Raw genomic sequence first — 13,501 nt, 5'->3', positions numbered from 1 at the left:
ACGATCTGAAACTCCAGGAGTTTTCCGCTACTTTTTCAAACGCTCATATTTCTGTCGCTTGCCTGTCGAAATTGGCTCTCTATAATAGGCCATGACAATAGCAAAGCACACGATTCCGCCCCTCGCCTTCATCACGCCGGAGCCCTTCGCGCCGCAGACTTTCACTGATCCGAAAGAGGCCGTGGACGCGTTGACGGCGCTTTATGAGCGCAACACGAATTTCCTCATCAAATCCTTCACCGATCTGGCCCAGGGTGCGCCGATCGAAGGCCGGTACCGCGCCTGTTATCCGCAGGTCAGCATTGAGACATCAAGTTTCGGCCATGTGGATTCGCGCCTCTCCTACGGCCATGTCACCTCGCCCGGCGTCTACACGACCACGGTCACCCGTCCGCAGCTTTTCCGGCATTATCTGAAAGAGCAGCTCGGCCTTCTCATCAAGAACCACAGCGTTCATGTCACGGTGGCCGAATCCGCCACGCCCATTCCGCTGCATTTCGCCTTTGGCGAAGGTGCCTATGTGGAAGCGGCTGCGGCCTCTTCGCTGTCGGATGTGCCGCTGCGCGATCTGTTCGATACGCCCGACCTCAACAACACCGACGACCTCATCGCCAATGGTGAATATGATCAGGTGCCGGGAGAGCCCGCGCCGCTCGCGCCCTTTACCGCGCAACGCATCGATTATTCGCTGGCGCGCCTCAGCCATTACACGGCCACCAGCGCTAACCACTTCCAGAACTTCGTGCTGTTCACCAACTATCAGTTCTACATCGATGAATTCGCCACATGGGCGCGCAAGATGATGGCGGATGGTGGCGAGGGCTATACGGAATTCGTGGAGCCCGGCAACATCGTCACCCATGCTGGTTCTGACCGGCCCGAGACCGATATGACGCTGGGGCGTCTGCCGCAGATGCCTGCCTATCACCTTAAGAAAAAGGGTCATGCGGGCATTACGCTGGTCAATATCGGCGTCGGCCCCTCCAACGCCAAGACGATCACGGACCACATCGCCGTGCTGCGCCCGCATGCATGGCTGATGGTCGGCCATTGCGCCGGTCTTCGCAACAGCCAGCGGCTGGGCGATTATGTTCTGGCGCATGCCTATGTGCGGGAAGATCACGTTCTGGATGACGACCTGCCCGTCTGGGTGCCGATCCCGGCACTGGCGGAAGTGCAGCTTGCGCTGGAAGGCGCCGTTGCGGAAGTCACCGGCTATGAAGGTTTCGAGCTGAAGCGCATCATGCGCACCGGCACCGTCGCCACCATCGATAACCGCAACTGGGAACTTCGCGATCAGGCAGGACCAGTCAAGCGCCTGTCGCAATCGCGCGCGATTGCCCTTGACATGGAATCCGCCACCATTGCCGCCAACGGCTTCCGCTTCCGCGTGCCCTACGGCACCCTGCTCTGCGTTTCCGACAAGCCTTTGCATGGTGAGCTGAAACTGCCCGGCATGGCCACGGAATTCTACCGCACCCAGGTCGCCCAGCACCTGCAAATCGGCATCCGCGCTGTGCAAAAGCTCGCGGCCATGCAAAAGGAAACCCTGCATTCCCGCAAGCTGAGAAGCTTTTATGAGACGGCGTTCCAGTAGGATTTGCGGCGGAGGTGGCCTTGGTGTATAATTTCAAGAATTGGTACACCAAGGCCACTTGCCATGCGCACGAATATCGAGCTTGACGACGCATTGATGGCTGAGGCCATGGAGATGTCTGGCCTTTCCACGAAAAAGGCGATGGTTCAGTGCGCTCTGGAAGAATATGTGCGCATCAGACGACAACGAGATGCGATAGACGCCCTTAGCGGGATGGGTTGGGAAGGCGATCTCGACGAAATGCGCAACGACTGGTCGCCCAGCGTTGATTGGGGCCTTGAAGACAGCAAATGATCGTTGTCGACACGTCCGTATGGATTTCCCTCATTCGCCACGCGCACAGCGATGTCACGGAAAGGCTGCGATCTTATATACCAGAAGGCCTGATCATGATCGGCGATGTCATCCTGCTTGAAGTTCTTCAGGGTGCGCAGAGCGATCGTCACGCTGACATGCTGGAGCGGCAGTTTCGCGCTTTTCCTTGTGCCTCAATGTCGTCGCCCGCATTGGCCCTCAAGGCTGCGAAGAACTACCGGCACCTGCGCCAACGTGGCATCACCATCAGAAAAACCACCGATCTCATCATCGGCACCTACTGCATAGAACACGGCCACGCTCTGTTGCATTCCGACCGGGACTTCACGCCCATGGCTGAACATCTCGGCCTACGCATCGCCTGACTATTTCCGCACCCGCACAAACAGCGCCAGAGCTGTGCCCACCAGTGATGACACTATCACCAGCAGATGCACGTTGACGGCGGCTTGCCCAAGTGAGGACAGGGCCGCTTCATCCGCCGCCGCGCCGAAGCCAAGGGCGCCAGCGGTGATGCCGGCGGGATAGGTTCCTACGCCGCCGGGGGCGTGGATGGGCAGGACGGAGGAGAGTTCCCCACCCAGCGCGCCGCCGAAACCTGCGGGCAGGCTTATCTTGCCCATCAGCACCAGCACCCAGGCCAGAACGGCGATCTTGACGAACCAGTTGATGATGGTCACGCCCCAGGCGCGCGTGAAGGCGCGGCCATCAAGCGGCAGACCTGCCTGCAGTTCGTGGATGATACCCTGCGCTTTCTTGGGCGCGATATGGCGGGCGAGCCGAAAAACGTTGTTCCTAGTCGAAAAAGCCATCACCGGCAAAAGCAGAAATGCGCTCCACAAAATCCAGACGAGTATGGCATTCTTCTCCAGCACCAGCCCGAGGCCTGCGGCGGCCAGCAGCGCGTGCAGATCGAACAGCCGCATCACCAGCAGAGCGGACGTTCCGCGCGCTAAGCGCACGTCGAATTCCTTCTTCATCAGCAGCGGAAAACTGGTTTCGCCGGAGCGGAAGGGAAGCATCACATTCAGCAGATTATGGACCTGCACCACCCGAAACAGCGGCATGAAGTGCCCGCGTGTTTCCTGCAGAAAATAATCATAGACACGCCATGTACGCAGCACATACGTCCCCAGCAAAAGGGCAAGCGCCAGTGCGATCGCGGAAAGCCCCGCCCCTTCCCACACCGCCAGTACCGAGCCCCAGCCCCAGACGGCCTGAATGAACGCGGCATAGGCCAGCAGAATAAGCCCCGTGAAAACGGTCATCCTGTTGCGCGAAAGCCACGAAGCTTTTGGGATATCGGGTCCGGTCATGTGGGGCATATGCCTCGTCTGGACAAACATAGCCGTGGGGTCTATCGGGCTTGCTTGCATATAATTCCGCCGCCTTCTTTAGGAGAAAGCACCCGTGCCGACAACTGCCGCCATTGAAAACATTATGCCCGTGGCAGAAGCGCTGGAACTGTCGCTGGTCGTGCCGATTTTCAACGAGCAGGAAAGCGTCGTCCCGCTGATCGATCGCGTCATGGAAGCCATGCTGGGTTACGCCTCGCCATGGGAACTCATTCTGGTAGATGATGGCAGCACGGATGCGACCATTGCCAATGCGCGGGAATATGTTGGCCGCGCCGGTCTCAACCTCAAGATTGTCGCCTTGCAGCGCAATTTCGGCCAGACGGCGGCCATGCAGGCAGGCATCGATGCCGCCAGGGGCCGCCTCATCGCCACGCTGGATGGCGATCTTCAGAACGACCCCAAAGACATTCCCATGCTGGTTTCGGAGCTAGAGCGTCGCGAGCTCGACCTTCTGGTCGGCTGGCGCAAGAACCGGCAGGACGGGCTTTTCCTGCGCAAGGTTCCGTCCTGGATCGCCAACAGACTGATTGGCAAGATCACCGGCGTTCGCCTGCATGATTACGGCTGCAGCCTGAAGATCTACCGTGCCTCCGTTATCAAGCAGGTCAAGCTGATGGGCGAGATGCACCGCTTCATCCCCGCCTGGGTGGCGGGTGTGGTGCCCAGCACGCGCATCGGCGAAATGCCGGTCACGCACCATGCGCGCCAGTTCGGCGCATCGAAATATGGTATTTCCCGCACCTTCCGGGTCATTCTCGACCTGCTGTCGGTCATGTTCTTCATGCGCTACAAGGCACGACCCGGCCATTTCTTCGGCTCGCTGGGCCTTGGCCTCGGCGCCCTCTCGGGCATCATCATGCTCTATCTCTTCGTCGATAAGTTTCTGCTGGGCAATGATATCGGCACACGCCCGATGCTCATGGTCGGCGTCGTGCTGCTGCTGTCCTCCGTCCAGCTCATCACCACGGGCATTCTGGCGGAGATGATCGCGCGGCTCTACTACCGCGACGAGCAGAACCCGAATTACATCATAGGCAAGGTCTACACCGCGGAGTGATCGTCAATGCGCAGGTATCTCTCCCGCAATCCTAATGTGATTATCTATTTGATTGCGGCCTATTACCTGCTGGCGATCCTTGTGCGTGTTATCCGCTCTCCGGCGCTGGAAGTGGATGAAACGCAGGCGGCGCTGTCGCAGTTCTTTTTCTGGGGCTACGGCTCACAGCCGCCGCTGTATCACTGGCTCCAGCTTGGCCTTGCCGAAGTGTTCGGCATGTCGATTGCGACGCTCAGCATTCTCAAAAACGCGATCCTTTTCCTCTGTTGCCTCTTCTTCTGGTTGACCGCGCGCCTGTTGACGCAGGACCGCGCCTCGAGCGGGCTTGCGACGCTCGGCGTGCTGACCCTGCCGCCGATCTTCCTGATGGCGCAGCGCGACCTGACCCATTCCATCATCGCGCTGCTGGCCGTCTCCCTGTTTCTCTATGCGTTTTTCCGCACGCTGAAACATCCGAGCCTTGGCGGATATCTGCTGGCAGGCCTTGCTGTCGGCCTTGGGGCACTGTCGAAATACAATTTCGTCCTCGTTCCGCTTGCGGCCATTCTCGCCGTTTTGCCGGAAAAGGATTTGCGCGCCCGCGTGCTGGACTGGCGTATGGCCGTGGCCGTGCTGGTGTCAGTCCTCGTCGTCCTACCCCACGGCCTTTGGGTGCTGGAAAACATGGCTATCGCCACCGGCCAAACCATGGGCGAAATGACCGAAGGCCATGAACACTTGTCGTTTCAAGGATTATACGGCGCGTTCGATCTGGTCGTCTCCACACTCCGCGGCTCTGCCGTCACCCTTGCCATCTTCGCCGCGCTTTTCTACCGGGATATCAAACGCATCCTGACGGCCAGCGATCAATGGACGCGGGTCACGGGGCGAAACCTGCTGCTCTGTCTTTTCATGGTTCTGGTCATCGTGCTTGCGCTGGGCGTCACCAATATCAGACAGAAATGGCTGATCGTTTATCTCATCCTGCTGCCGCTCTATCTCACTCTGAAAATCCGGGCGGCGGGCGTGGATGTGAAGCCGAAGCTGCCCGGCATGCTGGCGGCCACATCGGCGCTCACCATCGGCGTTCTCATCATGCTGCTGTTTCGCGGGTTGGTAACGCCCTATTATGGGCGCTACTCGCTCGTCCACGTTCCCTATGATAGATTTGCCCAAGCCGTCCGCCGCGATGGCTTTGCCGAACCGCAATATGTTATCGCCGCTGGCGGTCTGGTTGGCGGAAACCTCAAGATACAGTTCCCAAAGGCAACAGTCTTCATCGGCAACGCCACCACGGAAGCTCTTCCTGCCGCGTGGCCAGCAGGTGCGACCGTGCTGATTGCGGGAACGGGCGATGAGGGCAAGCTGCCGGAAAATCCCGGTGCAGATCTCGCAGCACTTGCCGCACGCTCATCGCTGCCGCCACCGACAGACATCCGGCATGTGGAAGTCTCCTATGCCGGTGGCGATGGCGAGAAAAAGCACGCCTTCTATTACGCCTGGACCGTGATCGGGCCGAAGTGACGCTTAGGCTCTTAAAAAAATTCGAACTCTACTGCTTGCTATACCCGTACTGTGCGGTCGTGGATAGCCGAGAGGGTGCGTCTTTCCGCCTTCTCCCCGCCGGGGAGAAGGTCGCGGCAGCGGGATGAGGGGGCAAGCTCTCCGTATCCGTTAACCCTCCCCCCCCCCCCTCATCCGACCCTTCGGGCCACCTTCTCCCCGACGGGGAGAAGAAACCAAGGCGCGCCGTTGTTACTCAACATTCGATCTTACTGCCCGCTGCACCGAAGCCTCGACCCGGATCGGGAAATTGACTGAATTCGCGATGAAGCATTTCTCATGCGCGTCTTCGTGCAGTTCCAGCGCCGTTTGCGGGTCGCCCTTGGAGATGGTGACGACGGGTTTCAGCACCACTTCGGTGAAGTGCCCTGCCCCGTCCTTGCGAAGCACCATGGCGCCTTCCGGCTCATCCACATAGTCGGTCACGACGACGCCGGAAACGGCACAGAAATGCAGGTACCACAGCTTGTGGCAGGCGGAGACGGAGGCGAGCAGCAGTTCTTCCGGGTTCCAGCGAGCCGCATCGCCGCGAAAGGCTGGGTCGGAGGAGCCCGCAATGTCGGGCTTGCCCTCTGCCGAAATCACATGCGACCGCTCATATTCGCGGTAACCGGAGGTGCCGGAGCCCGTGTTGCCGGTCCAGGCGATCTGAACCCTGTAGTGATGCTCTGCGTCTGCCACGTCTTTTATGTCCTTACTGTGTGCGCCAAGTGGTCCAGCCCCTTGCGCAATGTCTCGATGATCTGGTCGACTTCCGACCGGGCGATGATGAAGGCTGGCGATGCCAGCATGCGGTCGCCGGTGGCGCGCATGACCAGCCCGTTTTCCAGGCAATGGTTACGCACCAGCGTACCGATATCGTCGGGCTTGTCGAAGCGTTTGCGGGTCGCTTTGTCCGCCGTCAGTTGCAGCCCGCCGATGAGGCCGACATTGACCGCCTCACCCACCACCGCATGACCCAGCAGGCTTTCCCAACCTTGCCGGAAATAGGGGCCGATGTCGTCGCGCACCCGCTCCACCAGCCCCTCATCCTCGATGATCCGCAGGTTTTCGAGCGCCGCCGCTGCACAGACCGGGTGGCCGGAATAGGTAAAGCCGTGGTTGAAATCGCCCACCTCGCTTAACATCACCTCCGCAACACGGTCCGAGACCAGCACGCCGCCAATGGGCAGATAACCTGACGACAGGCCCTTGGCTATGGGTGCCAGATCCGGCTCATAGCCGAAATGCTGATAGCCAAACCATGATCCCAACCGTCCGAAACCGCAGATGACCTCGTCGGACACCAAGAGAATGTTGCGTGCCTTGCAGATGCGGGCGATCTCCGGCCAATAGGTCTCCGGCGGCACGATGACTCCGCCCGCGCCCTGAATGGGCTCGGCCACGAATGCGGCGACATTCTCCTCGCCCAGTTCATCGATCTTGGCATCCAGCTCCCGCGCGACCTTCAGGCCGAATTCGGCAGGCGTCAGGTCACCGCCCTCGGCATACCAATAGGGTTGGCCGATATGGGAAACACCTTCGATGGGCAGGTTGCCCTGCTCGTGCATCCACGTCATACCGCCCAGCGATGCACCCGCCACGGTGGAGCCGTGATAGCCGTTGCGCCGCGCAATGACCTGCGTCTTGGTCGGGTGGCCCAGCGCCTTCCAGTAAACCCGCGCCATGCGAAACCACGTATCGGTGGCCTCGGAACCGGAATTGGTGAAGAACACATGGTTCATGTGCGGCCCGGCATGGGACGCGATCTTCTGCGCCAGCAGTGTCGCAGGCGGCGTCGTGGTGCCGAAGAAGGCGTTATAATAGGGCAGCTCATTCATCTGCCGGGAAACTGCATCGGTGATTTCACGACGGCCATAACCGATATTGACGCACCACAGACCAGCAAAGGCATCCAGATATTTCTTGTCGGTGCTGTCGTAAATGAACACGCCTTCGGCCCGCTCTATGATGCGTGTGCCGGTGGCATTCAGCTTGCCCATGTCGGAAAAGGGATGCAAGTGGTGAGCGGCGTCGATGGCGGCGAGGTTTGAGATCGTCCCGGCATTTTCGTTCATCGCGTCATGCACTCCCATTGGCTTTCATGGGTGCAACATGGCCGGGGCGGCGGCAATTTGCAAGGCCGCCGCATCATGTCCCACGCCTCTGTGAACAGAGGTGAGAGGTCAGCAATATCAGAGGTTTGCGAAGTCTTTCGGCACAATGACCTTTAGTTCGCCCGCATGAATTTTCAGCGTCACATCACGCTTCATCGGCAGCAATTCACCGTCCATCACGCATTTCACGTCATGGCGGCTCTTGGGAAAATGCAGCTCCGCCTCCGGCACCGCCATCGCCGTCACGGCGGCATTTTCCTTCAGCTTGCCGCGCAGAATATCGATCGCCAGACCCGTCACGCCGGATGGCGTCAGCGCATCGGCAATGTAAAGGCCGAGATGGCCGCGCGTGATGTCATCGGCCACCAGAAGCGGGCTTTGGCCAAATTCGTTGTTGGAAGCGGAAATGGCGCAGACGCGTCGATGCTCGGTCTTGCCGTCAACGGTGAATTCCATATCGAAGACAGGCGGATTAAAGACCACGCCGATGGCAGCACGGATATTCGCGCGTATCTTGCCCAATCGGGAGGCATATTCCATCTTGTCGCGATACCGTACCATGCGGGCGTGGAGACCAGCGGAAAACTGGTGCACGAAAGGCCGCCCATTGGCGCTGGCAATATCCACATTCTGCACATGCCCCTCGGCCAGCGTATCCACCGCCTGCCATATGTCGAGCGGCAGTTTCAGCGAGCGGGCAAAGAGGTTCATCGTGCCAGCAGGCACCACGCCGAGCGCTATGCCGTGCTTCCAGGCAATACCGGCGGCAGCGGAAATCGTGCCATCACCGCCGCCCGCAATCAGGCCGTCCAGCCCCTTGTCGTCGGCGGTGCGCTCCATTTCCGCGACAATATCCTTGCCGGAGACGAGACGGCACTCGATGTCATGCCCCGCATTCTTGAAAACCGTCTGAGCATGCTCGCAATAAGCGTCCATGTCGGTGGTTTTGAAGGTACCGCCATCGCGGTTTAAAATCGCCACCAGCTTCATTGCTTATCAGCCCCTGTTACACGCAAAGCGCGACCCTAAATGAAATAAAATGATTTCCGTTCCAAACACCTTTGCGTGAGCCGCACAATTTGCAGAATCAGATACTACCGCGACGCACAATTTGATGGTATGCGTGTGATAAGGTCATTTTAGTGACCAACACTTCCAGTCAGGGCAGGCCGAAATCTTTCGGTCTTGCCCTTTTTTTCTTCGTACTCTTCGCAGAAATCATGACCCATACACATCTCTCCGAAAACCGCCCTGATGCGGAAGCCGAAGCTGTTGCGGCTTTGCCTGCGGCAACGCTCACACCCCTCTCCATCGCCCTTATTGAACTGGCGCTTGCCGCTGGTGGTTTTGGCATCGGCACGGGTGAATTCGCCATTATGGGCCTGTTGCCGGAAGTGGCGACGACCTATGGCGTCACTGTTCCGCAGGCGGGTTATGTGATTGCGGCCTACGCGATTGGTGTCGTCATCGGCGCGCCCATCATTGCCGTGCTGGCTGCGCGCATGACGCGGCGCGTGCTTCTGCTGGCGCTGATGGGGCTGTTTGCAGCGGGCAATATTCTCAGCGCCATCGCGCCGGATTTCGCCACCTTCACCGCCTTGCGTTTCATCACCGGTCTGCCGCATGGCGCGTATTTCGGCGTCGCAGCACTGGTTGCCGCCTCCATGGCGCCCATCCATAAGCGCGCCCGCGCCGTTGGCCGCGTCATGCTGGGGCTCACCATCGCCACTCTTCTCGGCACGCCGCTTGCCACCTTCTTCGGCCAGATATTCTCATGGCGCGCCGCCTTCATGATGGTCGGCGGCATCGCGTTGCTGACCGTTGCCCTGCTGTGGTTCTTCCAGCCGCGAGACAAGGTGCAGGAAGGTGCCAGCATCTGGCGCGAACTCGGTGCCTTCAGACGCGTACAGGTCTGGCTGACGTTGGCCGTGGCATCCGTTGGTTTCGGCGGCATGTTTGCCGTCTTCAGCTACATCGCCAAAACCACGACAGATGTTGCCATGATGCCGGTCTCGACCGTTTCCATGGTTCTGGCACTCTTCGGCATCGGCATGAATGTCGGCAATGTCGTCGGCTCGCGCATGGCGGATTACTCTCTCAATGGCACGATTGGCGGCATGCTGGCCTTCAACGTGGTGTTGATGGCGCTCTTCGGCCTCACCGCCCATAATCCATACATGCTGTGCCTGTGCGTCTTCCTTATAGGCTGCGGCTTTGCCGCCTGCCCTGCGGTTCAGACGCGCCTGATGGATGTCGCAGCAGATGCCCAGACACTCGCCGCCGCCTCCAACCACTCCGCCTTCAACATCGCCAACGCGCTCGGCGCATGGCTGGGCGGTGTCGTCATCGCCATGGGTTACGGCTATGCCTCGACCGGTTACATCGGCGCGGTTCTCTCGCTCGGCGGCCTCATCGTTTTTGCTTTTGCGGTGGCGCTGGAACGGCGCGAGAAGGCCCTCGCTCAATAGGCCTTGGGTGGCATCACGCCCCCTTTATTCCTGTCCATGGATCACTTCCTAGGGCAGGACGCTTTCAGCGGCTGACTCTCTCCACCATCGCAACAATCGTCGCAAACAATTCGTCGGTTGCCTCTTCCGGCGTTATGTCACCATTGGTGGCAGCGTTTGATAGCGCCTCTGCGGCACCGAGCATGCCCCATAGAGCTGCCGACGAAATCGCGCCTTCTCCTGCGAAGGGAGCCAGCAGCCCTCTGCATTTTTCGAGAAAACCCTGTTCATACTGCTTCTTGATGATGGCAAGTTCGGGAGAACCCGCAAGGGCCGCCACGATGCCCGGTATTTCCCGGCCCTGCCGCGACACGCAGTTGACATAGGACGAGGCAATGACCGTGGCGATATCGGCCAACCGCGCCTCGCAGGCCCGCAAGGCATCGTCCATGATCGCGGTCTGGTTGGCGTCGAATTCCTGATAAAGCTGCGCCAGAAGCCCTTCCCGACTGCCGAACTGATCGTACACGACGGGCTTCGTAACGCCCGCTTTTTCCGAGAGACGCCCGAGCGTCAGGGCGTCCGCACCCTCGTCATGAATCAGCTTCCAGGCCACGTCCATCAATTGCCGGTGCCTCTGCTCCCGCGTCAGGCGTATGCGACGTGCTGGTTCTTCTGGTTGTTTGCTGCTTGACATCCGCTATATACCATTGGTAACTTACTAATAGTATATAGCGCGGACGACCCGTTCGCAATCATCAAAGAAAGTTCTCCCCATGCATGCCATCATCGTCACCTCGCACCCAAATCCCGGCTCATTGACGCACGCCGTTGCAGCGCGCATTGCAGACGGCATCGCCGGCTCGGCAGGCGGGCATTCTCATGAGTTCGCAGATCTAGCAGCCGAAGCGTTCGACCCTCGCTACACGCAGGATGATATCGCGCTGATGCTCGGACAGGCCGAACCCACTGCTGATGTCACCGCCGAACATGCACGGCTGGATCGCGCCGACGCGCTCATCATCGTTTATCCCGTTTACTGGTGGTCGATGCCTGGGCAACTGAAGGGCTGGATTGATCGCGTGTTCACAAATGGCTGGGCCTATTCCGACAATGGCGACGGCAAGATCATCAAGAAACTCAATGAGCTGAAGGTGCATCTGGTCGCCATTGGCGGTGCCGATATGCGCACCTACGCACGCCACGGTTATTTCAGCGCTATGCGAACGCAGATCGACCACGGGATATTTGATTACTGCGGCGCAAAGGTCATAACCTCGGAACTCATGGTTCCTGATCAAGCCAATGATTTCACACATCATCTCGATACCGCCCATGCTCTTGGCCGCAAGATATTTGCTGCGTAACTGCTGCGCTTAATCTCATGAATGAGGGTGCAAATTCAGCGCCCCATTCACCACAAACCAGCATTGCCAAAATTTCATATTTGGCCCGCTTGACTAAGCGCAGATTCAGGCGCACCACATGAGTTACGCGCAACCTTTCGGGTTGGCGCGGATATCCACGGAGCATCGTTTGATGTCTAGCGACAGTAGTAGTCGATTGCCTTTGCCGAGACCGGCGAGACGTACCCTGATCTGACTCCTGTCGGCTCACCACGTTCCGCCGAGATCGGCGGATCGACTCGAAGGTGAGCAATCATGAACTTTCACAACCTCTCCCAAAGAGCTGGCAAAGCTGCACGTCTTTTCAGCAGCAGCATTGGCCCCACCACCATTGCAGAACGCGTCGATCAGTTGAACACGCTCGACGTGCCTGATGCCGTCGATGCATTGCTGAAGATGCCCCAGGCAAAGGCCGTTGCCGTTCTGGACCGTCCGGAACTGCACCACGCCGCAGAGATCGTCGCCCATATTCCACTGGAACAGGCTGCCCGCTTCGTCAACCTCATGTCAGACGACCGTGTGGCAGACGTCATGGCGGAGATGGACGACGAGCCCCGCGCCAAGCTGTTTTCGCGGCTGGACCGCGCAACGGCCACGGCCATTCAGCACCTGATGACCTATCCGCCCCGCACGGCTGGCTCCATGATGACCACGGAGTTCGTCAGCGTGCCGGATCGCTGGACGGTGGAACAGACCCTAGCACATATCCGCATCGTTGAGCGGTCACGCGAAACGGTCTATGCCATCTATGTGCTGGCCGAAGACGGAACGCTGACCAAGGTCGTCACCCTGCGCAGCCTCGTCACGGGTGAACCCTCCGCATCCATCCTCACCGTCGCGTCCAAGGAAGGCATCACCTATGCCGATCCGCTGATGTCGCAGGAGGATGTTGCCCGCCTTATCCGCAAGCATGACCTTCTGGCCATTCCTGTGGTGGATGAGCACGCCCACATTCTCGGCATCGTCACCGTAGATGACGTCATCGACACCATGATTGCCGATACCACGGAAGACGCCCACAAATTTGGTGGTATGGAAGCACTCGGCAAGCCCTATATGACGATGGGCTTTGCCGACATGATCCGCAAACGCGCAGGCTGGCTGTCCGCCCTCTTCCTCGGTGAAATGCTGACGGCCAGCGCCATGCAGCATTTCGAAGGAGAGCTGGAAAAGGCCGTCGTGCTGACGCTGTTCATCCCGCTCATCATGTCCTCGGGCGGCAACTCCGGTTCGCAGGCCACATCGCTCATCATCCGGGCTTTGGCGCTGGGCGAACTGAAGCTGTCGGATTGGTGGCGGGTGCTGCTGCGTGAACTGCCAACAGGCCTGACGCTGGGTGCCATCCTCGGCGCCATCGGGTTTGTCCGTCTCACCGTCTGGCAACAGGCCGGTTTCTATGATTACGGCGAACACTGGCTGCTGGTCGGCTTCACCGTCTTCTCGGCCCTCGTCGGCATCGTCACCTTCGGCTCGCTGGCCGGCTCCATGCTGCCCTTCATCCTGCAGCGCCTGCGCCTAGACCCCGCCAGCGCATCGGCACCCTTCGTGGCAACGCTGGTCGATGTGACCGGCCTCGTTATCTACTTCTCGGTCGCGCTGCTGATCCTGAGCGGAACGCTGCTGTAAGCAACACCTTTACAAAAACCGGTCGCATCGCATTTGCGGCCGGTTACCTCTTGCCCT

At 59.4% G+C, this 13,501-nt stretch carries 13 protein-coding genes; 8 read left to right on the top strand and 5 right to left on the bottom strand.

What is annotated here, in order from left to right:
* Positions 1-91 precede the first annotated feature (91 nt).
* The 3 genes from amn (at position 92) to vapC (ending at position 2,277) form a co-directional block, all read left to right on the top strand.
* Positions 92-1,597 (top strand): AMP nucleosidase, encoded by a 1,506-nt coding sequence (gene amn / locus AC27VJ_RS04580; RefSeq protein ID WP_488682986.1) that lies wholly within the window; start codon positions 92-94, stop codon positions 1,595-1,597.
* Positions 1,598-1,660: 63 nt separating this feature from the next.
* Positions 1,661-1,891: a type II toxin-antitoxin system VapB family antitoxin gene (locus tag AC27VJ_RS04575; protein WP_488682985.1), complete on the top strand. Its 231-nt coding sequence runs from the start codon at positions 1,661-1,663 to the stop codon at positions 1,889-1,891.
* Positions 1,888-2,277: a type II toxin-antitoxin system VapC family toxin gene (gene vapC, locus AC27VJ_RS04570; RefSeq protein WP_488682984.1), complete on the top strand. Its 390-nt coding sequence runs from the start codon at positions 1,888-1,890 to the stop codon at positions 2,275-2,277. The genes AC27VJ_RS04575 and vapC overlap by 4 nt, the downstream gene beginning before the upstream one ends.
* Here vapC and AC27VJ_RS04565 read toward each other — a convergent pair whose 3' ends face one another.
* The gene (locus AC27VJ_RS04565) at positions 2,278-3,228 is read right to left on the bottom strand and encodes a lysylphosphatidylglycerol synthase domain-containing protein (RefSeq protein ID WP_488682982.1); all 951 of its coding nucleotides are present in this window, start codon (positions 3,226-3,228) and stop codon (positions 2,278-2,280) included.
* A gap of 124 nt (positions 3,229-3,352) precedes the next feature.
* Between AC27VJ_RS04565 and AC27VJ_RS04560 the strand changes: the two genes are divergently transcribed.
* Positions 3,353-4,327, top strand: coding sequence for a glycosyltransferase family 2 protein (locus AC27VJ_RS04560; protein ID WP_488683189.1), 975 nt, complete (start codon positions 3,353-3,355; stop codon positions 4,325-4,327).
* 6 nt (positions 4,328-4,333) lie between these two features.
* Complete coding sequence (locus tag AC27VJ_RS04555) at positions 4,334-5,830, top strand: glycosyltransferase family 39 protein (RefSeq protein WP_488682981.1); 1,497 nt, start codon at positions 4,334-4,336, stop codon at positions 5,828-5,830.
* 231 nt (positions 5,831-6,061) lie between these two features.
* Here AC27VJ_RS04555 and AC27VJ_RS04550 read toward each other — a convergent pair whose 3' ends face one another.
* From AC27VJ_RS04550 to AC27VJ_RS04540, 3 genes are all read right to left on the bottom strand, one after another.
* A complete protein-coding gene (locus tag AC27VJ_RS04550; RefSeq protein ID WP_488682980.1) occupies positions 6,062-6,550 on the bottom strand; it encodes an OsmC family protein in 489 nt (162 codons plus the stop codon).
* Between the two features lie 5 nt (positions 6,551-6,555).
* Complete coding sequence (locus AC27VJ_RS04545) at positions 6,556-7,926, bottom strand: aspartate aminotransferase family protein (protein WP_488682979.1); 1,371 nt, start codon at positions 7,924-7,926, stop codon at positions 6,556-6,558.
* A gap of 117 nt (positions 7,927-8,043) precedes the next feature.
* Positions 8,044-8,955: a diacylglycerol/lipid kinase family protein gene (locus AC27VJ_RS04540; RefSeq protein WP_488682978.1), complete on the bottom strand. Its 912-nt coding sequence runs from the start codon at positions 8,953-8,955 to the stop codon at positions 8,044-8,046.
* 230 nt (positions 8,956-9,185) lie between these two features.
* Here AC27VJ_RS04540 and AC27VJ_RS04535 point away from each other — a divergent pair, with 230 nt between their 5' ends.
* Positions 9,186-10,433, top strand: coding sequence for an MFS transporter (locus tag AC27VJ_RS04535; RefSeq protein ID WP_488682977.1), 1,248 nt, complete (start codon positions 9,186-9,188; stop codon positions 10,431-10,433).
* A 64-nt stretch (positions 10,434-10,497) separates the two neighbouring features.
* Here AC27VJ_RS04535 and AC27VJ_RS04530 read toward each other — a convergent pair whose 3' ends face one another.
* Entirely contained in the window at positions 10,498-11,109 is a 612-nt protein-coding gene (locus AC27VJ_RS04530; RefSeq protein WP_488682976.1) for a TetR/AcrR family transcriptional regulator, read from the bottom strand.
* A gap of 79 nt (positions 11,110-11,188) precedes the next feature.
* On the opposite strand from AC27VJ_RS04530, the gene AC27VJ_RS04525 reads away from it, so the two are divergent.
* Positions 11,189-11,779 (top strand): NAD(P)H-dependent oxidoreductase, encoded by a 591-nt coding sequence (locus tag AC27VJ_RS04525; RefSeq protein WP_488682975.1) that lies wholly within the window; start codon positions 11,189-11,191, stop codon positions 11,777-11,779.
* A 294-nt stretch (positions 11,780-12,073) separates the two neighbouring features.
* On the top strand, positions 12,074-13,444 hold the full coding sequence (gene mgtE, locus AC27VJ_RS04520; protein WP_488682974.1) for a magnesium transporter: 1,371 nt from the start codon (positions 12,074-12,076) through the stop codon (positions 13,442-13,444).
* Positions 13,445-13,501: the final 57 nt, after the last annotated feature.

The organism is Agrobacterium sp. 20P9.1.2, from assembly GCF_057799395.1.
This window is presented reverse-complemented; position numbering and strand designations above follow the sequence as displayed.

Coding starts and splice junctions, on each gene's coding strand:
- AC27VJ_RS04525 (WP_488682975.1), top strand. CDS start 11,189: ATGCATGCCATCATCGTCACCTCGCACCCAAATCCCGGCTCATTGACG.
- AC27VJ_RS04535 (WP_488682977.1), top strand. CDS start 9,186: ATGACCCATACACATCTCTCCGAAAACCGCCCTGATGCGGAAGCCGAA.
- AC27VJ_RS04530 (WP_488682976.1), bottom strand. CDS start 11,109: ATGTCAAGCAGCAAACAACCAGAAGAACCAGCACGTCGCATACGCCTG.
- AC27VJ_RS04555 (WP_488682981.1), top strand. CDS start 4,334: ATGCGCAGGTATCTCTCCCGCAATCCTAATGTGATTATCTATTTGATT.
- AC27VJ_RS04565 (WP_488682982.1), bottom strand. CDS start 3,228: ATGACCGGACCCGATATCCCAAAAGCTTCGTGGCTTTCGCGCAACAGG.
- mgtE (WP_488682974.1), top strand. CDS start 12,074: ATGAACTTTCACAACCTCTCCCAAAGAGCTGGCAAAGCTGCACGTCTT.
- AC27VJ_RS04560 (WP_488683189.1), top strand. CDS start 3,353: ATGCCCGTGGCAGAAGCGCTGGAACTGTCGCTGGTCGTGCCGATTTTC.
- amn (WP_488682986.1), top strand. CDS start 92: ATGACAATAGCAAAGCACACGATTCCGCCCCTCGCCTTCATCACGCCG.
- AC27VJ_RS04545 (WP_488682979.1), bottom strand. CDS start 7,926: ATGAACGAAAATGCCGGGACGATCTCAAACCTCGCCGCCATCGACGCC.
- AC27VJ_RS04575 (WP_488682985.1), top strand. CDS start 1,661: ATGCGCACGAATATCGAGCTTGACGACGCATTGATGGCTGAGGCCATG.
- vapC (WP_488682984.1), top strand. CDS start 1,888: ATGATCGTTGTCGACACGTCCGTATGGATTTCCCTCATTCGCCACGCG.
- AC27VJ_RS04540 (WP_488682978.1), bottom strand. CDS start 8,955: ATGAAGCTGGTGGCGATTTTAAACCGCGATGGCGGTACCTTCAAAACC.